22 protein-coding genes are annotated in these 25,646 nt (G+C 54.6%); 14 read left to right on the plus strand and 8 right to left on the minus strand.

Features of this window, described 5'->3' with window-relative positions; translation table 11 throughout:
- Positions 1-29 precede the first annotated feature (29 nt).
- On the minus strand, positions 30-1,196 hold the full coding sequence (hutI, locus tag AMM48_RS12335; RefSeq protein ID WP_244271217.1) for an imidazolonepropionase: 1,167 nt from the start codon (positions 1,194-1,196) through the stop codon (positions 30-32).
- A gap of 150 nt (positions 1,197-1,346) precedes the next feature.
- Between hutI and AMM48_RS12340 the strand changes: the two genes are divergently transcribed.
- From AMM48_RS12340 to AMM48_RS12400, 13 genes are all read left to right on the plus strand, one after another.
- Positions 1,347-2,711 carry a formimidoylglutamate deiminase gene (locus tag AMM48_RS12340; RefSeq protein ID WP_102784283.1) on the plus strand — a complete coding sequence of 455 codons (1,365 nt, stop codon included), beginning with the start codon at positions 1,347-1,349 and terminating at the stop codon, positions 2,709-2,711.
- A gap of 86 nt (positions 2,712-2,797) precedes the next feature.
- On the plus strand, positions 2,798-3,568 hold the full coding sequence (locus AMM48_RS12345) for a GntR family transcriptional regulator (protein ID WP_102784507.1): 771 nt from the start codon (positions 2,798-2,800) through the stop codon (positions 3,566-3,568).
- Between the two features lie 188 nt (positions 3,569-3,756).
- A complete protein-coding gene (locus tag AMM48_RS12350) occupies positions 3,757-5,523 on the plus strand; it encodes a HAMP domain-containing sensor histidine kinase (RefSeq protein WP_244271218.1) in 1,767 nt (588 codons plus the stop codon).
- Positions 5,486-6,865, plus strand: a complete 1,380-nt coding sequence (locus AMM48_RS12355) for a sigma-54 dependent transcriptional regulator (RefSeq protein ID WP_102784285.1) — start codon at positions 5,486-5,488, stop codon at positions 6,863-6,865. Before AMM48_RS12350 ends, AMM48_RS12355 begins: the two co-directional genes overlap by 38 nt.
- Positions 6,866-7,107: 242 nt before the next feature.
- Positions 7,108-8,445 (plus strand): ABC transporter substrate-binding protein, encoded by a 1,338-nt coding sequence (locus AMM48_RS12360; RefSeq protein ID WP_102784286.1) that lies wholly within the window; start codon positions 7,108-7,110, stop codon positions 8,443-8,445.
- 21 nt (positions 8,446-8,466) lie between these two features.
- A complete protein-coding gene (locus AMM48_RS12365; protein ID WP_102784287.1) occupies positions 8,467-9,780 on the plus strand; it encodes an ABC transporter substrate-binding protein in 1,314 nt (437 codons plus the stop codon).
- Positions 9,781-9,855: 75 nt separating this feature from the next.
- Positions 9,856-10,755 carry a branched-chain amino acid ABC transporter permease gene (locus AMM48_RS12370; protein WP_022731515.1) on the plus strand — a complete coding sequence of 300 codons (900 nt, stop codon included), beginning with the start codon at positions 9,856-9,858 and terminating at the stop codon, positions 10,753-10,755.
- 1 nt (position 10,756) lies between these two features.
- A complete protein-coding gene (locus AMM48_RS12375) occupies positions 10,757-11,704 on the plus strand; it encodes a branched-chain amino acid ABC transporter permease (protein WP_102784288.1) in 948 nt (315 codons plus the stop codon).
- The gene (locus AMM48_RS12380) at positions 11,701-12,477 is read left to right on the plus strand and encodes an ABC transporter ATP-binding protein (protein WP_022731517.1); all 777 of its coding nucleotides are present in this window, start codon (positions 11,701-11,703) and stop codon (positions 12,475-12,477) included. The genes AMM48_RS12375 and AMM48_RS12380 overlap by 4 nt, the downstream gene beginning before the upstream one ends.
- Positions 12,474-13,136, plus strand: a complete 663-nt coding sequence (locus AMM48_RS12385) for an ATP-binding cassette domain-containing protein (protein WP_102784289.1) — start codon at positions 12,474-12,476, stop codon at positions 13,134-13,136. The genes AMM48_RS12380 and AMM48_RS12385 overlap by 4 nt, the downstream gene beginning before the upstream one ends.
- A 26-nt stretch (positions 13,137-13,162) precedes the next feature.
- On the plus strand, positions 13,163-14,317 hold the full coding sequence (locus AMM48_RS12390) for an iron-containing alcohol dehydrogenase (RefSeq protein ID WP_102784290.1): 1,155 nt from the start codon (positions 13,163-13,165) through the stop codon (positions 14,315-14,317).
- Between the two features lie 15 nt (positions 14,318-14,332).
- Positions 14,333-15,805, plus strand: coding sequence for an NAD-dependent succinate-semialdehyde dehydrogenase (locus AMM48_RS12395; protein ID WP_102784291.1), 1,473 nt, complete (start codon positions 14,333-14,335; stop codon positions 15,803-15,805).
- A gap of 22 nt (positions 15,806-15,827) precedes the next feature.
- The gene (locus tag AMM48_RS12400; protein WP_102784292.1) at positions 15,828-16,982 is read left to right on the plus strand and encodes an iron-containing alcohol dehydrogenase; all 1,155 of its coding nucleotides are present in this window, start codon (positions 15,828-15,830) and stop codon (positions 16,980-16,982) included.
- Positions 16,983-17,165: 183 nt separating this feature from the next.
- On the opposite strand, the gene AMM48_RS12405 is transcribed toward AMM48_RS12400, so the two are convergent.
- The 7 genes from AMM48_RS12405 to AMM48_RS12435 all read right to left on the minus strand — a co-directional run bounded on the left by AMM48_RS12405 (position 17,166) and on the right by AMM48_RS12435 (position 24,407).
- Entirely contained in the window at positions 17,166-18,788 is a 1,623-nt protein-coding gene (locus AMM48_RS12405; protein WP_101302912.1) for a dihydroxyacetone kinase subunit DhaK, read from the minus strand.
- Between the two features lie 11 nt (positions 18,789-18,799).
- Positions 18,800-19,795 (minus strand): ABC transporter ATP-binding protein, encoded by a 996-nt coding sequence (locus AMM48_RS12410; protein ID WP_102784293.1) that lies wholly within the window; start codon positions 19,793-19,795, stop codon positions 18,800-18,802.
- Complete coding sequence (locus tag AMM48_RS12415) at positions 19,788-20,885, minus strand: ABC transporter ATP-binding protein (RefSeq protein WP_102784294.1); 1,098 nt, start codon at positions 20,883-20,885, stop codon at positions 19,788-19,790. Before AMM48_RS12415 ends, AMM48_RS12410 begins: the two co-directional genes overlap by 8 nt.
- A gap of 3 nt (positions 20,886-20,888) precedes the next feature.
- On the minus strand, positions 20,889-21,077 hold the full coding sequence (locus AMM48_RS12420) for a hypothetical protein (protein ID WP_022734278.1): 189 nt from the start codon (positions 21,075-21,077) through the stop codon (positions 20,889-20,891).
- Positions 21,074-22,012, minus strand: coding sequence for a carbohydrate ABC transporter permease (locus AMM48_RS12425; RefSeq protein WP_102784295.1), 939 nt, complete (start codon positions 22,010-22,012; stop codon positions 21,074-21,076). The genes AMM48_RS12420 and AMM48_RS12425 overlap by 4 nt, the downstream gene beginning before the upstream one ends.
- Positions 22,009-22,956, minus strand: a complete 948-nt coding sequence (locus AMM48_RS12430; protein ID WP_102784296.1) for a sugar ABC transporter permease — start codon at positions 22,954-22,956, stop codon at positions 22,009-22,011. Before AMM48_RS12430 ends, AMM48_RS12425 begins: the two co-directional genes overlap by 4 nt.
- Before the next feature lie 128 nt (positions 22,957-23,084).
- Positions 23,085-24,407, minus strand: a complete 1,323-nt coding sequence (locus tag AMM48_RS12435) for an ABC transporter substrate-binding protein (protein ID WP_102784297.1) — start codon at positions 24,405-24,407, stop codon at positions 23,085-23,087.
- A gap of 186 nt (positions 24,408-24,593) precedes the next feature.
- Here AMM48_RS12435 and AMM48_RS12440 point away from each other — a divergent pair, with 186 nt between their 5' ends.
- Entirely contained in the window at positions 24,594-25,616 is a 1,023-nt protein-coding gene (locus AMM48_RS12440; protein WP_102784298.1) for a LacI family DNA-binding transcriptional regulator, read from the plus strand.
- Positions 25,617-25,646 lie beyond the last annotated feature (30 nt).

Consider the following 25,646-nt stretch of genomic DNA (forward strand, 5'->3'; position numbering starts at 1 on the left):
TGGGTTGGTCTTGCGTCTGCCTTAATGAGTTAGCTAACTGACTTTTTTACAGAAACACCGCCGAAAATACGATCAAACAGCGGGTTAAATCCGATGCGATATGAAAGCTCGGCCGGATGCGTCACATCCCAGATCGCCAGATCGGCCCGCATGCCCGCCTTGACCTGCCCGGTATCATTCAATCCAAGCGCACGCGCAGCATGAGCCGTCGCCCCAACCAATGCTTCTTCGGGCGTCAGACGGAAAAACGTGCAGGACATGTTCATGGTCAGCAAAATCGACATCAATGGCGACGTGCCCGGATTGCAATCAGTGGCAACCGCCATTGACACCCCATGTTTGCGAAACGCCTCAATCGGTGGCAACTGGGTTTCATGCAGGGTGTAAAACGCACCGGGCAACAGAACCGCAACCGATCCGGATGCCGCCATCGCCTTGGCGTCATCCTCATTGGCATATTCGACATGATCGATAGAAAGCGCGCCGTAACTGGCTGCCAGCTTGGTGCCACCAATATTGGAAAGCTGTTCGGCATGTAGCTTGACCGGAATGCCAAGCGCGCGCGCGACATCAAACACCCGTGCAATTTGATCGGTATTAAACGCAATCCCTTCGCAGAACCCGTCAACCGCATCGACCAGCCCTTCGGCATGGGCGGCACGCAGGGTCGGGATACAAACCTCATCAATATAACGGTCCGGTTCGCCCCTGAATTCTGCCGGGGTAGCATGGGCACCAAGGAAGGTTGTTTTGATCCGCACCGCGCGATGTTTCTCGATTTCGCGCGCCGCGCGCAGCATGTTCAGTTCGGTCTCGCGGTCCAACCCATACCCGGACTTGACTTCAATCACGCAAACACCTTCGGCCAGAAGCGCATCAACCCGTGGCAAAGCACTTGCCAGCAGCTCATCGACATCCGCCTCACGGGTCGCGGTCACGGTCGATACAATGCCGCCGCCCGCGCGGGCAATTTCTTCGTAGCCCGCACCTTCAAGGCGCATCTCAAATTCGACCGCCCGATTGCCACCATGCACGACGTGGGTGTGGCAATCGATCAGCGCGGGGGTGATCAGGCGACCTTCAAGGTCATGATAGGGGAATTTTGCGGGGTCTTTATACTCGGCCGGGATGGCATCGGCGTCACCGACCCAGACGATCATGTCGTCCTTGATCGCGACGGCTCCGTTATTCCTCATACAATAAGAAAATCGGTCCCCGTCGGACGTTTTATCGATGGTTGCGATTTTTGCATTTCCCAGCAACATGCGAAGCATCACCCCTTGATAAGTTTGTTATTAACGATAATATGTACGTACATAATAACTCTGTCAAGACGGGTATAGGCAATGACGGTTCTTTGGGCAAAACAGGCACTTACGACAGCGGGCTGGGAAGACAACGTCCGGGTTGAAATCGATCAAACCGGCAGAATATCAAGCCTTCAGGCCGATTCCCCCGCGACTGGAACCCATATTGGCACGCTTTTGCCTGCCATCGCCAACCTGCACAGCCACGCATTCCAACGCTCCATGGCCGGATTGACCGAAAAACGCGGTCCCGATCCGCGTGATACCTTCTGGACATGGCGGCAATTGATGTTTCGGTTTCTCGATCAACTCACACCGGATCACGTTGAATCCATTGCATCTTTTGTCCAAATGGAAATGCTCGAAGCCGGTTACGCCAACAATACCGAGTTCCATTACCTGCACCACCAACCCGGTGGCGCGCCCTATGACAACATTGCCGAAATGGCCGAACGCATTGCTGCCGCCGCCGATATCACCGGCATCGGCCTGACCCTTTTGCCGGTCCATTATCAATATGGCGGCTGTGACAAACGCGCGCTCGGCGATGGTCAAATCCGGTTTGGCAATGACCCGGAACGCTTTGCCAAATTGTATGAGGAATCAGCCAAGGCGTTGAAATCCCTACCATCTGATACCCGTATGGGTGTCGCCCCGCATTCGCTGCGCGCAGTGGGTCGCGAAGATTTAATCGCCACGACAAAGCTTTCCAAAGACGGTCCGATCCACATGCATCTGGCCGAACAGATCGCCGAGGTCGATGAGCTCAGCGCATTCTGGGGCAAGCGTCCAGTCGAATGGTTACTGGAAAATGCCGATGTTGATGAAAACTGGTGCCTGATCCATTGCACCCAGATGGTCGAACACGAAACGCTGAGACTGGCCAAAACCGGGGCGGTTGCGGGGCTTTGCCCGATCACCGAAAGCAGCCTTGGCGATGGTATTTTTGACGGAGTGCGCTATCTTGACGCCGGGGGGAACATTGGAATCGGATCGGATTCCAACATCCGAATTTCGCTTTCCGAAGAACTCCGCACCCTTGATTACAGCCAGCGCCTGCGCGACAATTCACGCGCCGCCCTTGCCACCCCGGATCAGTCCACTGGCCGCCGATTGTTTGACGCCGTTGCCAAAGGCGGCGCACAGGCTGCTGGTCGTGATGCGGGCCGGATAGAGGTTGGCGCATTGGCCGATTTGATGGCCCTTGATGGCTCGGCAGTTGACCTGATCGGCCGAACAGGCGATACGATCCTCGATACATATATCTTTGCCGGAGATGATCGCATGGTGCGTGATGTCTGGTCGGCGGGTCGCCATGTTGTGACCGATGGCCACCACATTGCCCATGACGTCATCACGGATGAATATCGCAAGGTCATGGAACAACTCAAGGCATCGGTGTGAGCACCAAGACCCAAATAACGCAGCAAACAGCGCATGACACAGCCCCCCAACCATCGACCGGGGAAACTGTGGAGGCCGCGACCGGAATGCCAACTGTAACCTCGGACAACAAGACAGCCGAGAATGCGAAAACGCCTGCCAGCACCCCACGTCGCGTAACACTGGCAGCTCAGACCAACTGGCAAAGCGTTCATGACGAGGTTTTGCGCCGTATTCATACCCGCCAATGGAAACCGGGGGATTTGATCCCCAAAGAAGTCGAACTAGCCGAACAACTCGGCTGCGCGCGCGCCACTGTGAACCGTGCGCTGCGCGAGCTGGCAACTGAAGGATTTCTCGATCGCCGCCGCAAGGCCGGAACGCGCGTTGCCAGCCATCCGGTGCGCCGGGCCAAACTTGATATTCCGGTCATAAGGCTTGAGATCGAAGGCCGGGGGCAGAAATATGCCTATGGCCTGCTGTATAGCAAACGCCGTACCCCACCGCCGGAAATCTGCACCAATCTGGCCGTGACACCCGACAGTGATATGCTCCATATCACGTCGCTTCATCTGGCTGACGGCAAACCCTATATGTTCGAAGAACGCTGGGTTTCGGTTGCGGCGACACCAGCAATCGCCGAAGCGGACCTGTCAAAAATCAGTGCCAATGAATGGCTGGTGCTGCATGCGCCCTATACCAAGGGCGACATTTCATTTTCCGCCGTGCTGGCATCGGAAACCGAAGCCAAAGTCCTGCGCACCCACAAAGACGCTCCCTTATTCCTGATGGAACGCACGACATGGAATGGCGATCACGGAATTACATCCGCACGCCTGCTCTTCGCACCGGGATACCGGATGCATTCGGCGATTTAGGAATACAGCACAATCCGTTAATACTACGCTTTTAAAGCGGATCAAAAATGACGTCACGACCTCTCATTTCGATATGAAATGACGTTTGGGCAAACGATGGTTTGAGAGCTTTATCTTGCCGCTTTGCCCGGAATCCGCCAAAACAGATTGCAAAGCAATAAAAGCAACCATCATTCTGTTCGCAGGGAATGCCCGTGTCCGCCTTTCATTGGTCGCGCAATCAACGTCTGAGCCTTGTCGCCCGATATACGTTGTTATCGGTGGGGGTTGTTGTGTGCGCGCTGATTGCGTTGAGCTTTTTGTATCAACGCTTTTCCAATGAACTGATTGACCGGCTGACCGGGGAACGGTTAAGTGCGCAGGTTGCTGCGACATCGAATAAGCTTTCGGCATTTCTCGATGCACGCATTTATCAGTTGGTCACGCTTTCCAACCACCCGGCCCTACCAGCGTTTATTGACGCGCCAAACACCCCGCAAGCGGACGAGGCGCTGACCCTGTTGCGGGTTGAGGCAGACTCCCCCGACTTGTATGGCGTGCTGTTTTTTGACCGGCAGGACAATCTTGATCGTCTTGTCGCCGGGCAGGCCGCATCCGGTCCACCCTATTGGTCGAAAACCGATTGGGACATCAGCGGCCTTCCGCGGGTTACCCTTGAGGGTGTCGAGTTTATTGGTCCGAAATTGCCCGAAAATGGTAATTCCGGCTGGCTGTTGATGCGTCAGCAAATCCGCGATTCCGGACTTGGTCAAAACGTATCGGTGGCCCTTCATATGCGTTTGTCATCCTTGACCGAATTGCTGGCAAGTGCCGGGGTTTCCGGGGTGATTGAGCCACTACTGCGCACGCCGGGTGGCGTAGTACTTGACCCGACAGGGCGCCCGGCCGAGGTCACCGGCGAACTGGTCGAGGGGCCCAGCATCCTTCCGGGCTGGAACATCGTCATGAGTGTTCATCCGGGCACCATTTTACAGCCAATTGATGAAACCCGACTGTGGCTTTATGCCACCGCCATTCTGATTATTGCGGTGATTTTGGCGATTTTCTTCGCCCTGTCGCGCAGCCTGCGCCGCCGGGTGGATACATTGGTGCAGGGAGCCAATAGCATCGCATCGGGCGACCTTTATTACCGCCTGCCCGAAGGCCGACGGCGCGATGAAATCAGTACAGTTGCCAAGGCGTTCAATACCATGGCCTGGCAGTTAAAGGACTTGATTGACCGCACGGTGCGGGCCGAAAAGCTTGCGGTTCTCGGGCAGTTTGCCACCGGGGTTGCGCATGAGGTTCGCAATCCGCTGGCCACGATGAAAACTACGGTTCAGGCGCTGAGCCGGCGCGAACAAGATGAAGAACGCATCACGCTTTTGGATGATATGGGCAGTCAAATCGACCGGTTATCCCGTGTGGTCAATGATTTGTTATCCTATGGCCGTCCGGGCGAAGCCGCACCACAGGCCACTGCGATCCGCGAGTTATTCCGGCAAACGTCGATCCTGCTTGAACCGGTTGCCGATGAGGCACACGTCCGGTTCTTTACCAGCGGGGATTCGCGGCTTAACGTTTATGTCGATCCTGAGCAAATCTTACAAATCTTGCTCAACCTTGGCATTAATGCTGTGCAGGCCTGTAATGCGGGGGGAACGGTGAGTTTGCGGGCCGAGGATCACGGCGACACGGTTGAAATTCGGGTTACCGATGATGGGTGCGGCATCGCGCGTGAGCATTTACTTGACGTCACCCAGCCGTTTTTTACCATGAAAAGCAAAGGTACCGGATTGGGACTGACAATCAGCCAGCAATTGGTTGATGCCAATCACGGTACGATCAACATCGAAAGCGCCCCGCAAGAGGGCACGACGATAATATTGACGTTCCCGGCCAGTGGCCCGGGGATTGGTCAGGAGGAAATAACAAAAAATGTCCAGGCAGATCAGAATACTGATCGTCGACGATGAGGAGTCTTTCGTCCGGTCATTAAGCTTTGCGCTTCGTACAGAAGGCATGGACGTCACCGGAGTACATTCCGGCGAAGACGCCTTTTTGGCGGTGCGCAAACAGCAATTTGATATCGTCCTGCTTGATCTGCGTCTTCCGGGTGCGGATGGCATGGAGGTGCTTGCCAGCATCCAGAAATTGGATATCAGCATCCCGGTCATTATGATTTCGGCCCATGGCGATACGCGCGCCGCCGTTCAGGCGGTTAAAAACGGGGCTGCGGATTATCTTAGCAAACCGTTTGAGCTGGATGAGTTGATCCACACCATCAAAACCACGCTTGATCAAAGTCAGGTCGCGCTGGAACTTGATTATCACCGACGTCGTGATGCGGTCCCCGCCAACGGGTTAATCGGTGATTGTGCCGCCATGAGCGCCCTTCGCACCACCATTGATCGGGTCGCACAAAGCAGCGCCAGTCGTATTTTACTCCTTGGTGAATCCGGCACGGGCAAGGCATTGGTCGCACGCGCCATCCATAGCCAAAGCCCGCGCCAAGACCGCGCCTTTGTCGAGGTCAATTGTGCCGCATTACCCGAACAACTGATTGAATCGGAATTGTTCGGGGCGGAAAAAGGGTCCTATACCGGTGCACATCAAAAACGCACGGGGCTGGTGCGATTGGCCGACAGTGGCACGTTGTTTCTCGATGAAATTGGCGAATTGCCCCTCGCCCTTCAGGCCAAGTTTTTGCATTTCCTTGAAAACGGCGATTATCGCCCGGTCGGGGCAGAACGGTCTGCATCGGCGGACGTGCGGGTGATTGCCGCAACCAACCGCGATCTTGCCGAACAGGTCCGGCTTGGTCAGTTTCGCGAAGACCTGTTTTATCGATTGAACGTCATTACCATTGATATTCCCGCCCTTCGTGCACGCGGCGAAGATATCCTGAGCCTTGTCAGCCATTTCGCAGATCGACAGGCACAGGCCGAAGGATGCCGCCCGATCGAGTTTGACAGCGAAACGCAAGGTATGTTGCGCACCCACCCGTGGCGCGGCAATGTGCGTGAGCTTAAAAACCTGATTGAGCGTCTGACGATCCTGTACCCGGGCAAAACCATCAGTGCAGATGTGCTGCCCGGTGAGTTTCATCAAACCGATGATCCGCATTATTCCGATGGCGCAAACCGCTTATCAAATACCGCCCATCCGCAATTACAGGACCGCCTTGATGTCACCGAACGCCACATTGTACAGGACGCCCTTGAACAGGCGGACGGGCACAAAGGCCGGGCCGCAGAAATTCTTGGCATTTCGCGCCATGCCTTAAAACGCCGTTTACAGCGACTTGGCCTGCAATAATCCTTTTTGCCACTGACCGAATTGAACCCTTATGAGCGATAACCGCTCATAAGGGTTTTCCTTTTGGAGCGAAAGCCGCTCAAGCACGCGATCAAACCCAGCCACCCAAACACCCAGAAACGTTCAAAACCGCGCCCTGAAAGGCTTCGCGGCGCATTCCTCCAAACTGGCACAGCCTTTGCGCAATAGCCCAACAAAGGTACAAACACGAATGGAACAACCATTCGTAGGGAGGATACGTCATGGAGATGCTCAAACACCCGGTTTCCGGGTGCATCACCATAATTGTCGCAACGTTGGTCTTGTTGACGGGGACACCCGCACAGGCAGAACGTTTTGAGCTTGGCGCCACATCCGCAGAAGCGGACGCGGTTGTCGGCTGTTTGTACCCAATGACCGGACGATCCGCGACCTATGGTCGTGACAGCATCGCCGGGATCAAGATTGCCCTTGATGACCTTGCCCAAGAAGCCAAAGCCGGGTTACCCGCACCAAAACTGCGCGTCATTGCCGATGATCCACGGTCCAAGGCATCCTATGCGGTACGACTGGCGCAGGATTTCATTGCCAATGACAAGGCACAGTTCTTTTGTGGCATTGTCTCGTCAGGTGTTGCGCATGCGGTCAGCGACCTTGCCCAGCGCGAAAAGATCATCATGGTCGGCACCGATCATGCGTCTTCGCGGCTCAGCATCGAGGCCGGGCATAAATATTATTTCCGTGTGACCAATGACAGCTGGACGTCGATGGCCGCCGGTGCGCGATACCTGCGCGATCTGCAAAAACAAACCGGTTGGCGCAAACTGGCGTTTATCGGCCCGGATTATGATTACGGTCATGTGTCATGGACCGACCTTCAACTCGCCCTTTCCGATCTTGGTGTGGCGTATGAAACCGTCGGGTCACTTTGGCCAAAGCTGTATGAGCCGGATTATTCAATCTATATAAACGCGCTTCAGTCGGCCAAACCCGACATCGTTGTGACCGCACTTTGGGGCGGAGATTTCATTGCCTTTATCAAGCAGGCCGCCACCACGCGGTTCTTTGAAACCACGCGGCTGGCCAATTTTGATACCGGGGCGAATTACGATGTGATGACCGCCCTTGGCGATCAACCGTATCCGGGGCTGATCCTGTCGGCGCGCCATCATAACAACTGGCCCGATACCGGACGCAACAAGCGGTTTGTCACCCAGTTCCATGAAATGACCGGGCGTTTTCCGACCTATGCCGCCGAAGGCGCCTATACCGGGATCATCGCGATTGCACGCGCGATTGAAAAAGCCGGTGGTGCCAATGATGACGCGGCGCTGATCAAAGCGCTTGAAGGGTTGCAACTGGCCCTTCCGGAAGATCCCCCCGGTTTCGCATCCTACATCGATCCAGATACCCACCAGATTGTCCAGGCGCAAGCCGTGGGCACGGTCGTCCATAACGAAGATTTTCCGCCATCAAAACTGATGGTGGGGAATTGGGCGATCTACGACGCCGAAGACCTCAAGCCGTCAAAAGAGATGGTCAAACGCCGCCGCGACGCGGTGGCGGGCGGGTCGGAGGCAGTACCACCGCCAACACCATAGAGCTTTCCTAGGGAGGAAAACGTGAAGAATAATAAAGCAACTTTCAGCAAATATCTGGTTTCGGGCGTCGCAGCCCTCGCCCTGACTGCCGGTATGGCAACGGGCGCATCCGCAGCCGAAAACGGCAAATTCCGCGTTGGTATCGTGACATTCCTGTCAGGTGCCGCAGCGGGCCCGTTTGGTGTTCCGTCTGCCAATGCTGCCAAGGTTCTTGTTGAAGCACTCAACAAAGGCGAACTACCGGCCCCTTACGACAAAATGGGCATCAATGGCGTCGAAATTGAAGCCGTGATCATTGACGAAGCCGGTGGTGCCACCAAGCAGGTTGAAGAATACCGTAACCTTGTACAGCGTCAGAAAGTCGATGCGGTTATCGGGTATGTTTCATCAGGTGATTGCCTTGCCATCGCACCGGTTGCTGAAGAACTTAAAACCTTCACCATCGCATATGATTGCGGCACACCGCGCCTGTTTGCTGACAATGCAGATGCCCAGTACATGTTCCGTACCGGCCTTGACGCATCGGTCGACAACATCGGTGCCGCGCGTTATCTGGTCGCGACCCGTCCGGACGTCACCCGTCTTTCGGGCATCCAGCAGAACTATTCCTGGGGTCAGGACAGCTGGGCCGACTTTACCGCAGCGGCTGCGAAACTTCTTCCTGAGTCAGAAATCGTCGAAGAACAGTTCCCGAAAATCTATCAGGGCCAGTATGGTGCTGAAATTTCTGCCCTGTCGGTTAAACGCCCGGAAATCGTTCACTCCTCCTTCTGGGGTGGTGACATGGAAGCACTTGTCTTGCAGGCAAATGCCCGTGGCCTTCTTGAAGATGCGACCGGCCTTCTGACCTGTGGTGAAGCAAGCTTTGCCACCTATAAGGATCAGGCACCGAATGGCATGATCATTGGCGCACGTGGCCCGTTTGGTGCATTTGCACCGGACAACGCGCTGAACACCTGGTTCAAGGGTGCGTACACCGCAGCCTATGATCTTGATCCGGTCTATCCGGCAACCAAAATGGCGCAGGCGATCCTTGGCCTGAAGTTTGCTGCTGAAAATTCCGGTGTTACCGACAAGGAAATCCCGACCGCTGAACAGCTTGCATCCGGCATCAAGGGCGCAACCTTTGAGTCAGTTTCGGGAACCGTTGAAATGGCGCGTGCCAATGGTCATCAGGCCATGCAGGGCATCACCTACGGCGAATACCATTACGAAGGCGACAAGGCATCCATCGTGAATAAAGTCTCGTTCTCTGGCGAGTGTGTCACACCGCCAGAAGGCGTTTCTGCTGCTGAGTGGATTGCCGAGGGTTTCCCGGGCGCTCAGTGTAACTAAGCGCATTCTCCCTGTGACTGCGGACATCCCCATTGCGGGATGTCCGCCCCTTTTCCTGCACATTGGATATTTGTGATGACAAGTCTTCTTGCCGTCCTGATTGATGGTTCGATCTATGCATCGTGGCTGTTTCTTGTTGCCGCTGGCCTGACCGTTATTTACGGCGTGATGCGCATTCTGAATATGGCGCATGGCAGTTTTTACGCCATTGGCGCCTATTCTGCGGCGTCATTGGTTGGCTGGTATTTCAACAATGGCATTGGCCCGGCATGGATCAGCTATCTGTTGCTGGTTGGTGCCGCACTGGTTGCCGGCCTGATTGTTGGTGTGATTGTCGAACGTGGATTGCTGCGCCTGATGTATGGCCGCGACGAAATCCTGATGGTGATCATTACCTATGCGCTTTTGCTGATCCTTGAAGACACGATGAAAATCGTCTGGGGGGTTAGCCCGTATTTTGCCTATCAACCCTATACAGAACTTGGGCGAACGGCGTTCGGGTTGCTTAAGGTGTCAAATTACGATCTGGCACTGGTCGGCGTATCGGCCGTTCTTGGTCTTGGCCTTTGGGCGTGGCTGGAACGCACCAATCAGGGCAAGGTCCTGCGTGCAGTGATCCATGACCGCGAAATCGCGGTTGCCATGGGTGTTAATGTTCGCCTGATGTTTACCATCACCTTTGTTCTGGGCACCACGCTTGGCGCACTTGCCGGTGCGTTGACCGCACCTGCCATTTCGGTTGTGCCGGGCATCGGGATCGAAGTCATCGTGCTGGCCTTTGCCGTGGTCGTCATCGGCGGCCTTGGCAGCATTGGCGGCGCAGCCGTTGGCGCACTTTTGGTTGGGCTGAGCCGTGCCGCGGCCGTCCATTATGCGCCAGAGTTCGAACTTTTCGTCATTTACGGCGTCATGTCGCTGGTTTTGGCGTTCCGCCCCGAAGGCCTGTTTGGCCGCACCATGGCGAGGAAAATCTGACATGCGATTTGATAAAACTGAAATCTCGCTTGCGCTGGTCGCAAGCGCCTGTGTCCTGTTTGGTTTTGTATCCCCCGGCTGGCTGATCTTTCTTTTGACCATTGCCCTTGCCAAGGCGCTTGTTGTGCAAGGTGTGGTCATGCAGATGCGGTCGGGCCTGGTATCATTTGGGCAGGGCCTTTTTTACTGCATCGGTGGCTATACCGTTGGCATGGGCGGGCAGTTCTTTGGCATTCATGATGCGATTGCCGCCCTTGCGCTGGGTATGGCGGTTGCCATTGTTGTCGCCATGATCCTTGGTCTGCTTTTAACGCGCTATCGCGATATTTTCTTTGCGATGCTGTCACTGGCATTTTCCATGATCCTGTTTGGCATTCTGGTCAAAAGTCAGGGCCTTGGCAGTACGGATGGCTTTAACGTTCATAACTGGACTGTATTTGGCTGGGCGCCGGAAACCGGTGCCGATAGCCAGCAAACCGTGTTTACCATGACCATTCTTGCCGGTTTGCTGATCGCCGTTCTGATCCACCGTTATACCAAGGCGGGTATCGGTGTGATCTGCGAGGCGGTGCGCGAAAACGAAGTCCGGGTGGAATATCTTGGCCTGTCACCGCGTTGGCTTTTGTATGGCAACTATGTTGCTGCGGCCTCTGTCTCGGCACTTGGTGGTGGCTTAACCGCCCTTGCCACCGGTCACGTTGATCCGGAAATGGCCTATTGGACTACATCGGGCGAGTTCATTTTCATTGCCCTTCTGGGCGGTCTTGGTCATGTCGCGGCACCCTTTATTGCCGCCATCGTTTTCTCGGTCGTTCGGACATACTCAATCGAATTTGTCCCCAACACCTGGCAGATGATCCTTGGTTTCACCCTGCTTGGCGTCATCGTGTTCCTGCCCAAAGGTCTTTGGAGCCTGGTCTCACGTGAAAAGTCAGGAGAACGCACATGACCACCATTCTTGAAACCCGTTCCCTGAACAAAGAGTTCGGGGCCGTGATCGCGGCCAAGGATTTGAACGTGCAGGTCGCCAAGGGCGAAGTTGTCGGTGTTATCGGATCGAACGGGGCGGGTAAAACCACGTTCATCAATATGGTCACCGGCTACCTGAAACCGACACGTGGCGAAATCCTGTTCAATGGCAAGTCGATCCTTGGACATTCACCGCGTGCCATTACCCGTGCGGGCATGGCCCGATCATTTCAGGTGGCACAACTGTTTCCCGATATGTCGGTGATTGACAATCTGATTGTCGCACTTGCCGCAGCAGAAAGCCCGCGGCCCAGTTTCCTAAGTCCGCTTCGAAGTGACGCCCGCATCGCGCGGGCCGAGGAAATTCTCGCAGAATTCGGCATTGAGAATTACCAAAATTCAAAGGTCACTGCCGTTCCGCAAGGGGCACGGAAACTGGTTGATATCGCCATGGCGCTGATTGGTAATCCGCAGATGTTGCTGCTTGATGAGCCGACCAGTGGCGTCAGCATGGATGAAAAAACCGGCCTGATGGATACGGTGATGAATGCGGTGCGCCAACATGGTGTAACGGTTTTGTTTGTTGAACACGATATGGACGTTGTCGAACGCTATGTCTCGCGCGTGCTGGCATTTTACAGCGGCGAAATCATCGCCGACGGCAAACCCGCAGCAGTCCTTGCCGATAACCGGGTCCGCGACCTTGTGACCGGTCATCGTCCAACTCATAAAAAAGGGAATGGCGCATCATGACCCTGGAAATCAAAAACCTGAATGTTTCCATCGGCAATATTCCGATTTTGCGCGATGTTTCGTTGTCGGTGCCATCGGGACAGATGTTTGGTCTTATTGGTCACAACGGTGCGGGTAAAACCACATTGATGCGCGCCATTATGGGGTTGCTTGAAGTTGACGGCGGCGACGTCAGCTTTGACGGCAAGGACCTTCGCAAAATGGCGGATCACGCGCGGGCCAAAAACGGCATCAGTTACATGCCCGAAGACCGGCGTTTGATCCCGTCGCTTACGGTTGAGGAAAACATCCTGATGCCCGCATGGACAAACGGCATTACCGATGCAACGGAACGGCTTGAGTGGGTTTATGACCTGCTGCCGGAAATTGCCCAGTTCCGGCAACGCCGGGCTTTGCAATTATCTGGTGGGCAGCAAAAGCTGGTGTCGCTTGGCCGGGCGTTGATGCCGGGTCGCAAATTGTTGTTGCTTGATGAACCGTTCGAAGGTGTCGCACCCGTTTTGTCGCGGCGTCTATCGGAAGTCATCGCCAATCTGGGCCGCAGTGGCCTTTGTGTTCTGATTTCTGAATCAGATGACAGCCATTCTTCCGATCTGGTGACGGGCAGCTATCGCATTGAACGCGGCACCGTTCACCCCGCCGACATGCAGCCCGCATAAGCGCCCCAAACAAGACGAGGTTTTCCATGTCTGACTTTACGTTTGAAACAACGCCGCGTGTCATTTGCGAATTTGATGGTGCGCTTAAGCTTGGTGCTTTGTGCAACGAGCTTGGTGCAAAACGCGCGGTTCTGATTACTGATCCGGGCCTGCAAAAGGTCGGGCTGATTGACGCCCCGTTTGATGCGCTTAAGCAGGCCGGGATCGAAACGCTGCTTTGGACGCGGGTTGAAGCCGATCCACCCGAAAGCACCATTCTTGAGGCGGTCAAAGGGGCGGCTGATTTCAAGGCCGATATCATCATCGGGCTTGGCGGCGGGTCCTCGATGGATACCGCTAAATTGGTGGCCCTTTTGTGCGGTCAGGATCAAAAGCTTTCTGACATTTACGGTATCGGTCTTGCCCAAGGGCCGCGCCTGCCGCTTATTCAGGTTCCGACCACGGCGGGGACCGGATCGGAAGTCACCCCGATTTCGATTGTCACCACCCCAACACAGGAAAAGAAGGGGGTTGTATCGAACCTTCTGTATCCTGATATCGCCCTTCTTGATGCCAAACTGACGATGGGACTTCCGGCATCCATCACCGCCATGACCGGCATTGATGCCATGGTACATGCCATTGAGGCCTATACCACCAAGCACAAGAAAAATGCCTTGTCTGATGGTCTGGCCATTCGTGGTTTGCAACTGATGACCAGCACGATTGACGATGCAGTTTCGAAAAAGCCAAGCCGGGCCGCGCGCGAAGCTATGCTGCAAGGATCAATGATGGCTGGAATGGCCTTTGCCAATGCGCCTGTGGCAGCGGTTCATGCACTTGCCTATCCGCTGGGCGGGCATTTTCATGTCCCGCACGGACATAGCAATGCCTTGGTCCTGGTCGAGGTCCTGAAGTTTAACCGTGACGCTGCATGCCGCCAGTATGGCGAACTTGCCCGTGCGGTTTTGCCGGGCGAACGGTTTGCCGATGATAACGCGGCCTGTGATCGGTTCATTGCGTTCATGACCGACATGGTCAACCGCATGCCCTTTGCCAAAACATTGCGCGAAGTTGGCGTGAGCGAAAGTGATCTGGATATGTTGGCCACCGATGCGATGAAGGTCGAACGCCTTTTGATCAACAATCCGCGTGAGATGACCTTTGACGCGGCGCGCACAATTTACGCCAGCGTGCTTTAACGACGGAGCCCCAAAATGCTTATGTTAAATGATCCCGGCCTTTGGCAGACCAAGGGCCACATCAACGGTGCATGGACAGATGCAACCAGCGGTAACACCTTTGCCGTTCTTGATCCCGCCACTGGTGAGCACCTTGCCAATGTGCCCGATATGGGGACGTCTGAAACCCGTCAGGCGATTGAGTCTGCTAATGATGCGCTTCCGGCATGGCGTGCACGCACCGCCAAGGACCGCGCAGCTGTTTTGCGCAAATGGTTTGACCTGTGCATAGCTGCCAAGGATGACCTTGCCCTTTTGATGACCCGCGAACAGGGCAAACCGCTTGCCGAGGCAGCAGGCGAAGTTGCCTATGGTGCCTCCTTCATTGAATGGTTTGCCGAAGAAGGCAAACGCATTTACGGCGATGTCATTCCGTCGCACGGGGCTGACAAACGCATCATCACCATCAAACAGCCAATTGGCGTTGTTGCCGCCATCACGCCGTGGAACTTTCCGATGGCGATGATCACACGCAAATGTGCCCCGGCACTGGCAGCGGGCTGCACGGTTGTGATCAAACCGGCGGAAGATACCCCGCTTACGGCATTGGCATTGGCCGAACTGGCGAAACGTGCCGGGTTCCCCGACGGGGTGATCAATGTCGTTACCGCATCGCATGGGGCGGAGATCGGCAATGAACTCACATCTAATCCAATCGTACGCAAATTGTCGTTCACCGGCTCCACACAGGTCGGCAAACTTCTGATGCGCCAATGTTCCGATACGGTAAAGAAAGTCAGCCTGGAACTGGGCGGCAATGCACCGTTCATCGTGTTTGACGATGCCGATCTTGACGAGGCCGTTGCCGGTGCGATTGCGTCAAAATACCGCAATGCCGGACAAACCTGTGTCTGTGCCAACCGCATTCTGGTGCAAGAGGGTGTCTATGATGCCTTTGCCGAAAAACTTGCCGATGCAGTTGCGAAACTACGTGTTGGCAATGGCATGGAAGACGGTGTAACCCAAGGCCCCCTCATCAATACCAAGGCGATTGAGAAGGTCGAAACACTGGTCGCCGATGCGATTTCCAAGGGGGCGACAGCCATTCTTGGTGGTGCGCGCCATCAGCCTGACAGCAACTTTTTCACCCCTACGATCTTGACCGGGGTGACCGATGACATGCGCATGTTTTCCGAGGAAATCTTCGGCCCGGTCGCGCCGCTGTTTAAGTTCAGCAGCGAGGATGAGGCCATCCGCATGGCAAACGATACGCCGTTCGGTCTGGCGGCCTATTTCTATGCCCGTGACATTGGCCGGATCTGGCGTGTTGGCGAAGCGTTGGAATACGGCATTGTCGGCATCAATGAAGGGATCATTTCAACAGAATCCGCCCCGTTTGGCGGCGTCAAAGAATCCGGTATTGGCCGCGAAGGGTCGAAATACGGCGTCGATGACTTTGTTGAAATCAAATACATGTGCCTCGGCGGTCTTGCCGGAAAAGCCAACTGATCTGCGATCAAGGAGCCCCACCATGAGTTTCATGTTTCGAAGTGTCCCGCGCATCGTTTGCGAGGCCGGTGGCATTGCCAAAGCCGGCTCGCTGATGAAGGAACTTGGTGCCACCCGTGTCACCATCATTTGCGATCCGGGCATTGTCACCCTTGGTTTTGCCGATCAGGCGCAAAAATCACTGGAATCGGTTGGCATCGCCGTGCAGGTCTTTTCCGATGTTGCCGCCGATCCACCCCAGCATATCGTCCAACAGGCAATTGACGGGGCAAAGGACTGGAAAGTGGACGGGGTTATTGGTCTTGGCGGCGGAAGCTCGCTTGACAGTGCCAAGCTGGTGGCACTTTTGGCCAATAGCGACCAAACCATCGAAGAAATTTATGGCATCGACAAAGCGACGGGTGATCGCCTGCCGCTGATCCAAATCCCGACCACAGCCGGGACCGGATCGGAAGTAACATGGGTGTCGGTAATTACCGATCCGGATCACCTAAAACAGGTTGTCTATACCCCGCAATTGATGCCCGACATCGCATTGCTTGATGCGGAACTGACCTATGGTTTGCCGCAAAAGGTCACAGCGGCCACCGGGCTTGATGCGATGGTGCATGCGATTGAAGGTTATACCAGCCGCACGCGCAAAAACCCGATTGCCGATGGCATGGCGGTCACCGCCCTGTCGCTGCTGGGCAAGAACCTGATGAAGGTGATTGAAAATCCGGGCGATAAGGATGCGCGGTCTGCCATGCTACAAGGGTCCCTGATTGCCGGAATGGCATTTGCCAATGCGTCGATCGCCGCCATTCATGGGTTGGCTTATCCGCTTGGCGCGCGGTTCCACATCCCGCATGGCCATGCCAATGCGTTGGTGATGGCGCAGATTCTGCGGTTTAACTTGCCAGCAGCACGCACGCTTTATGCGGAACTCGCCCCTTGCCTGATCGCGGATACCGATTTCGCATCCGATGATGAAGCCGCCGAGGCGTTTGTCCGCCAGATTGAAGAAATGGTCCCGGCAAGCGGTCTTGAAACCCGGCTGCGTGATCTTGGTGTAACCGAAGAATCACTGCCTGAAATGGCCGAAGAAGTCTTTACCAAGATATACCGCCTGATCGAAAGCAACCCACGCGACATGACCACCAAAGATATCGAGGCGATCTACCGCGAGGTTTACTAACCAAGGCGATCATATATAGAACAAACAAAACCGGCGTTCTGAGAAGGACGCCGGTTTTGTTTTCGCCAAAGCAATAACATACTGTTCTGAAGCTTCCGATGCATGTCAAAACAGGCAAGCCCATGAACGAAAAGCTCAACCTGACCAAGTCATCGCCGGGAAAATACGTACCTTCTCATTGCATTATTTACTCAGCTGTTCGAACAACCGGGCGACGGCTTCAGCACCCGGATCGATATGCCCTTCGAGCTGTTCCGCATTGATATAGGATGCACGTCCTGCCTTGGCCTTAACGATGGTTGAGGTATGCACTGCCCCTTTGCGCGCAGCACTGGCAGCATCGGCCATGCCATTTGCCTCAAGCGCGTCGAGAGCCGGTTTCAAGGCATCGACCATGGTCCGATCCCCCAATTGCGCACCGCCGATCTGCTGCATGCGTTCAAGTCCGTCCTTAAGGGCAGCAACCATGGCCCGGCCGCTGGATGCCGCGTCGCCTGCCGCTGTAAAGAAAATGGCGAGAAGAACACCGGAAGACCCACCCATCGTCTGGCTAAGTTCCTGCCCGATCGCACGCAAAAGCTGGGTGTGGTCGGCCAGCGGAAGACGGTCCAGTGCGCCGATCAAAGCACGCGCAGCCCCGGCCAGTGTAGACCCTGTATCACCATCGCCTGACTTGGCATCAAGCCCATTTAGGTCAACTTCGGCATCAATCAGGATTTGGCAGCATTTGGTCAGAAAGGCCGCCGTTTGTGCATGCTCGGACGGGATCGGCTGGATCGGTGTCAATCCATCAGGAAGTTCGATGATGCTGACCGGCTTGATTGGTGTACACCCCGGCCAAGCCGATGGCGCACATGGGGCCGATAGCCATGCATGGTCCTCCGCACTCAGCGGATAGACCGAGACCGAGAACCCGCGCATGTCGAGGGATGTCATCATCGCTGCAGGTCCAACAATCATCTTCAGGTTCTTGGCGATAGATGATTTGATCAAATCGTTTGTCAGGATCGCCATCTCAAGCACAGATGTTCCACCAAGATTGTTGAGCAACACCACATGCGGTTTGTTTTCCATCACTGCGGCAAGCTTGGCCGTCACCGCCGCCATCGCCTGTTCTGCGTTGTGATAATCGATCTGCTGCGCACCTGCTTCACCATGGATACCAAGCCCCAACTCGGCCTTACCCGCACCAATGCGGTTTTCCTTTGGTGATCCTGGCACCGTACAGGTGTCAAGCGACATGCCAATCGACTTTGTGCCGTCAATCACCCGTTCGGCCGTCGCCGTGATATCCTCAAGCGATGCACCGCTTTCGGCCATCGCCCCCGCGATTTTATGAACAAAAAGCGTACCCGCAAGACCGCGCGGCTGCGGCAGGTCGGGCAGCGCAATGTCATCATCGACAATAACAATGCTGACCTTAAGTCCAAACGCACGCGCACGTTCGGCGGCCAGTCCGAAATTCAACCGGTCACCCGTATAGTTTTTGACAATCAGCAAGCATCCTGCCGGCCCGGTCACTGACAGAATCCCGGCAAGAACCGCGTCAACCGATGGTGATGCAAAGACATCGCCGCACACGGCTGCGGTCAACATCCCCGCCCCGACAAACCCGGCATGTGCCGGTTCGTGTCCCGATCCACCGCCGGAAACAAGCGCCACTTTGGATTTATCCCAATCGTTGCGAACCACGACACGAATGTGCGGATAGCCGTCAATCCTTGCCAGCTTGCCACCAGAAGCTTTGATTACGCCGTCGATGGCCTCGGTAACGGTTGCGTCTTTGTTGTTTATGAATTGAGCCATGGTCTTCTCCGTCAGGCCACCCGAGCGCCATCGGCGCCAAAGTAGAATGGTTTATTGGGGCGGATCTTTACGATGTCGCCCGTTCTAAGCTCGGTATGTGCATCGGTAACAGTGATGATGTCATGCGACTTGAAGTTCAGATGCAGGCGCGTCTGATCGCCCAAATGCTCAACCCTTTGCACGAAACTATCCTCACCCTCGCCCTGCATGATTTGTTCGGGACGCAGCCCAATTTGGTTGGCCCCCGCAGGTGCGCCCGCAAAAACGTCCGCCGGCAACACATTGATCCGCGGCAGCCCCAAACGACTGGCCGCATAGATGCTGACCGGATCTTCATAAATTTCACGTGGCGAGCCAAACTGAACCAGACGTCCCTTGTCCAAAACCCCGACATGGGTTGCCATGGTCATAGCCTCGATCTGATCATGCGTGACGTACAGAAGCGTTGCTCCCGAGTCCGCCTGAATGGATTTCAACTCGACCCGAAGGTCTGCTCGCAACTTGGCATCGAGCGAGCTTAGCGGCTCATCCATCAAATAGACTGACGGTCTGCGCACCAATGCGCGCCCGATGGAAACGCGCTGCATTTCCCCGCCCGAAAGCTCGGTCGCCTTGTTGTCGAGTTTATGAGAAATCTGCAAGATCTCTGCGATTTCTCCAACCTTTTGATCGATCACATCTTTTGGTGTTTTCAGGATCGGAGATTTCAATGGAAATTCCAGATTCTGGCGCACAGTCATATGTGGATACAGCGAGTATTGCTGAAAAACCATCGCGACGTTTCGCTGGGCCGGGGTTAAACCGGCCATGTCACGCCCATCAATACAAATCTGGCCACGATCAGGCTTATCAAGACCTGAAACCATCCGCAAAGTTGTGGTTTTACCAGCCCCTGTGGGTCCCAAAAGCACTACGAAGGAACCATCAGGGATCGTCATCGTGACATCGTCAAGTGCGACGTCCGACCCAAAGTTTTTGACAATACCTGCCAAAGTTACCTCAGCCATGGTTTAGCACCCCTTCATTTGCCTCTGAACGCAATGCGCCGCCGTGTGTGGCATCAAACAACGTGATCGTACGGGGATCAAACCGAAGTCCAATTGCCTGTCCGGTATTGATCACTTCGTGACTTGCAACTCTGGCCTTAAGAAGGCCATTGGCCGTATCAAAGGTAACGATCTGGGTCGTGCCAAGATATTCCGTCGCGATGACCCGCCCACGATAGGCGGCACTGTCATCAAGCGTCACATGCTCGGGACGGATACCAAAGGTCAGCTTGCCATTGGCACCTTCGATACTTTTGGGGACCGGCATGACCACATCGTTTAGCCGCACCTCAGTTCCGCCTGTGCCAATCATCCCGTTAAAATCAAGGAAATTCATCGGAGGAGATCCGATGAATTGGGCAACAAACTTGGTCGCAGGCCAATCATAGATATCTTGCGGAACACCAAACTGTTCGACCACACCATGGTTCATCACAACAATCTTGTCGCCCATCTGCATGGCTTCGAGTTGGTCATGGGTGACGTAAACAGTGGTCGCCCCCATTCTGTCATGTAAGGCACGCAGTTCTTCGGACATATGTTCGCGAAATTCGGCATCAAGAGCGCCAAGCGGTTCATCCATAAAGAACGCCTTCGGATCCCGTACAATTGCGCGACCAAGGGCAACACGCTGACGATCACCACCCGACAATCCGCCAACAGGCCGATCAAGGATATCGGTAATGCCAAGGATTTCAGCGACCTCTTCGACCTGCTTTTTCACCGCAGATGATTTCATCCCCTGACTTTTCAGCGGGTAGCTGATGTTGCCACGGACATTCATGTGCGGATAAAGCGCAAACATCTGAAAAACAAACGCAATATCGCGCTGACTGGCTGGCTTCTGACCAACTTCCTCACCGTCAATATAGATCTGTCCACTGGTCGGCAGGTCAAGCCCGGCCATCATCCGAAGGGTCGTGGTTTTGCCACAACCCGACGGCCCCAACAGCATAAAGAACTCGCCATCTTCAATGGTGAAACTTGACGACTGAACAGCGGTAAACGGCCCGAATTCCTTGCGCACGTTTTCAATTCTAATCTGTGCCATGGGTCACTCCGGGAAGTGGCTGACGACGATGAACATGACTGTTCCTGTCAGCGTGGTGATGAACGAATAGGTGTAGAGCGTGATGGCAAAGGGCTGCATCAGCATGACGACACCCAAGGCAATAAGGGCTGATGCCACCATCTCCCATGGGCCACGGCGCAGCCGCAACAATCCGTTGATGAAATCACTCATTTGCGTACTGCTCCAAATGTGATCCCGCGCAGCAAATGTTTACGTAGCAAGATGGTAAAGACCATAACCGGCACGAGGAAGATCGTCGCACCCGCCGCGACAGCGGGCCAATCCTTGCCTCCGACCCCGATGATCGTTGGAATAAACGGCGGTGCGGTTTGTGCTGTGCCCGATGTCAGCAAGACGGCGAAGGCATATTCGTTCCACGCAAAGATCAGACAAAAGATCGCGGTCGATGCGATACCCGTTGCCGCCTGCGGCAGGACCACTTTGTAAAAGGCCTGAAACCGCGTGTAGCCATCAATCAGAGCGGCTTCTTCGTACTCGACCGGAATTTCATCGATGAAGCCCTTAAGCAACCAGACCGACAGCGACAGGTTAACTGCGGTATACAGCAGGATCATCCCCAGATGCGTATCGTTAAGTCCAAGGTTGCGAAACATCAGAAAGATCGGGATGGCCACCGCAATGGGCGGCATCATGCGGGTCGACAGGATGAAGAACAGCAAATCATCCTTAAGCGGCACGCGAAAACGGCTAAATGCATATGCCGCTGCCGTGCCCAGCACCATACAAAGTGCGGTCGACCCAAAACCGATGATGATCGAGTTCAGGAAACGCTCGCCATAGCGTGACGGGCCGCTGATGATGGTCCCCTGATCACGTGCGATTTGCTCGTACCAGGTTTGCGGCTCCCCCTTGGCTTCAAGCATGTCGTCCGTTGCGCGGGTACGATCGGTGAAAAGATTGACGTATCCTTCAAGCGACGGATCAAAAATAACTTTCGGCGGATAAGAAATGGAATCGGCCGGGGATTTGAACCCGGTTGCGATGATCCAGAGCAGCGGTGCAATGGTAATCAACGCATAGCCAACAACAAGGACCCCGGCGAACCACTTGGTCCCCTTTTTTGGTTCTGTAATCGAAAAACTCATCTTTCTTTTACCTTGTTCAGGGCTTTGACGTAGATTGATGCAAGGCCGAAGACGGTGACAAAAAGGATGACGGCATAGGCCGACGAATATCCGGTTCGCCACTTCTCGAACGCTTCACGTTTCAAGTCTATTGACGTGAGTGTTGTCGTGTTTCCCGGCCCCCCACCGGTCAGTTGAACGACAAGATCAAACATCTTGAAGTTCTCAATCCCGCGGAACAAAACGGCCAACATCAGGAACGGTAAAACCATGGGAATGGTGATCGTCCAGAACTGCCGCCACTTGGACGCACGATCACATTCTGCAGCCTCATAGATGCTGTTTGGAATGGATCGCAGCCCGGCCAGACAGATCAACATTACGAACGACGTCCACATCCAGGTGTCGGCAATGATAATCGCCCAGGGTGCGAGGTTCACATCGCCAATCATCGAAAAGCTTGCCGGATCGATACCGGTAAAGAAGGCAATAACGTAATTAAACAGGCCAATTTGCGGCTGATAGAGAAAGGTCCAGAAATTGCCAACAACAGCGGGCGACAACATCATTGGGAAGACGATAATCGTCGTCCAAAGATCATTCCCCCGGAATTTCTTGTTAATCAGGAAAGCGAGGAAAAACCCGATCAGAACCTGCAAAACGATGGTCCAGATCAGGAAATGCGCTGTTGCCTGCATCGTGTTCCAGATATCGGAGTCTGACAGAATGCGTTCGTAATTACGCAAGCCAACCCACTCAACATCCCGGTTAGGACGGTTTACCCGGCTGTTTGTAAAGCTCAGCCAGATGGTCCAGATCAATGGGAAAATGTTGATCGCCAGCAACAGGAAGATCGTTGGTGCCACGAAAATCCACGCAATACTTCGGTCAGACAGACCACGGATGCGTTGGGCTACGGTTTCCGGCGTAGCCGCGGCGATCTTTTCGATCGGAATATTCTTCATTATTGACGCCCTTAGCCGTGCAGCAGATGCCACGCGGTCTTCACTCGGTCGGAAGGTTGACCCCGACCATCCATTACAGCATGGACGGGGTCGGTTCAGAGCCAGTCATTTCTGACAGTGATAAAGGCTTAGAGCTTGCCTTCGTCTTCAAAGACCTCGGTCCAATCTTCCACCAGACCGTCAAGTGCTTCCTGTGCGGTACCCTGACCCGCAACCACATAATTGTGGATACGTTCTTGCATCGACAAAAGCAGATCGGCATAGGCCGGTTCAGCCCAAAAATCCTTCACGATGGCCATGCTATCAAGGAAGGTTTGTGCGTAGGGCTGGCTATCGGCAAAGCCCGGATCCTCGACCACCGCACGCAGTGCGGAATACCCGCCAAGTTCCCACCAGCGTGCCTGAATTTCAGGCTGTGCGAACCATTTGATATATTCCAGTGCGGCTTCCTGCTTTTCAGAATACGTAACAACCGAAATTCCCTGTCCGCCAAGCTGGGCAAACTGCCCGGCGGGACCGGCTGGGTTCGGGAAGTATCCCGACTTACCGCCGCCAACGTTCGGGTCGGCTTCAACGCCCGGCCAGATGAAGGCAAAATTCATCTGAAGCGCAACCTGCCCGGATTTATAGGCATCAATGTTTTCGCTCATGTACCAGTTTGATGATCCTGGGGGCGTCGCGGTATCATAGAGCTCCTTGTAAAACTCCAGACCTTCTGCGGCACCTTTGGAATTCACAAAACCGTCAAGATCATAGGGCTTGTCAGGGTTTTCATACTGGAAACCATAGTTATAGAGCGCATTCGTCACCCCCATGGTGATGCCTTCAGACCCGCGCTCGGTATAGATCGCAGCCCCGTAGACGGTCGTGCCATCAATGTCGCGTCCCTGGAAGAATTGCGCGATATCCTTTAGTTCCTCAAGCGTTGCCGGCTCGCCGAGTTCACGACCATACTTTGCCTTGAAAGCTTCGCGAATTTCCGGGCGCTCAAACCAATCCTTACGATACGTCCAACCGACCACATCGCCAAAGGCCGGAAGCGCGTAGTAATTTGGTGTATTCTTTGGCCATTCGGCGTAACCGGTGACGGTTGCCGGAATAAAATCGCCCATGTCGATGCCATTGGCATCGAAAAAGTCATTCAACTTCACATAGTGACCGTTCTCGGCACCGCCGCCAATCCACTGGCTGTCGCCAATCATAAGGTCACATAGCTGACCGGCGGAGTTTAGCTCATTGAGCATGCGATCAGCAAAGGACGTCCACGGGACGAACTCAAAGCTCATGCTGTGACCGCTTTTGGTTTCGAAGTCTTTGGAAAGTTCGACCAAGGCATTCGCTGGGTCCCAAGCTGCCCAGCACAGCGTTAAATCTTCTGCGGCTGCCGCATTCGGAAGCGAACCAGCAACGATTGCCGAGGCCACTACCGCCATCAAATGTTTCGATTTCATTTTATTTTTCCTCCCTTTGGAACGTCGCGGCTTCCCAGCCACAGAAGCACTTCTACCACAAGTTTTTGAGGTACGCACCTCATAAAGAGTATTTTCTGAGTTACGCACCTCAAATTTCTTGCAGTCACGCGCCAAATAGTTGAAAGTAATCTAAGAAAACCCAAGCGATTTAGGCCTGAAAAACCAATGAGACCGACCACCAAAGACCTTGCCAAGGCGGCTGGCGTCAGCCTTGCAACGATAGATCGGGTACTCAACGGACGTTCCGGTGTACGACAGAAAACAGTCGATGCCGTCAACGAGGCGATTGAACGCACTGGCTTTCAAAGAAATCAGGTCGCCGCCACCCTGGCCCGCCAAAAAGGATATCGTTTCGGCTTTGTCCTGCCCCGATCGGGCGATGAATTTCTGGATGTGATTATCAAGCACATATCGGAATTTGATCAGGCCAGCCGGGCGGAAATGATCGCGACCAAAGTTGTCCGTATTGATGACCATGATCCGCATCGCGCAGCCAAAACCCTGTCGCGATTATCAGCAGATGATTATGATGGCATCGCCATTATGGCCCCGGAAACCCCGCAGATTCGCGATGCGCTTTATCGCATGAGGGAACGGGGCATACAGACCGTGGCCTTCATATCCAACCAGCAAGAAGAAGGCAGTCAGTCGTTTGTTGGTATAGATAACATTGCCGCAGGCGCAACCGCCGGGCGCCTGATGGCGCGGTTCCTTGGCCATACCGCGGGTTCAATTCTGGTTCTTGCGGAAACCATGCAATCACGCGATAGCCTTGAGCGACGCCTTGGTTTTGATAAGGTGATGAGCCGCGAATATCCGCAATTTGATGCCCTGCCGACGCTTGAAACACACGGGACAGCAGAAAGAACCCGACTTGTTTTGGCAAACGCCTTTGCGGCCCATCAGGATATTGTCGGGCTGTATATCATGGGGTCCGAAGCACGCGTTGCGATCGACCTTGCACAAAATCTCCGCGGTGAAGAAAAAATCATCACCATCGCCCATGAACGCACACCGTCAACAGAACACGCACTTCGAGCAAAGACCCTTGATGCCTTGATCAATCAGGACCCGGGACACATTATCCGCAGTGCCGTGAGAACACTCAGAGCACAATGCGAAAACCGCGAGACACTGGCGTCCCAAGAACGCATCCGAATAGAAATCCTCATCGCGGAAAACCTGTGAATGTCTCCACAAAAAGGATCAAATGACAAG

Origin of the sequence: Thalassospira sp. GB04J01 (genome assembly GCF_000751115.1) — a bacterium.
Classification (GTDB): domain Bacteria; phylum Pseudomonadota; class Alphaproteobacteria; order Rhodospirillales; family Thalassospiraceae; genus Thalassospira; species Thalassospira lucentensis.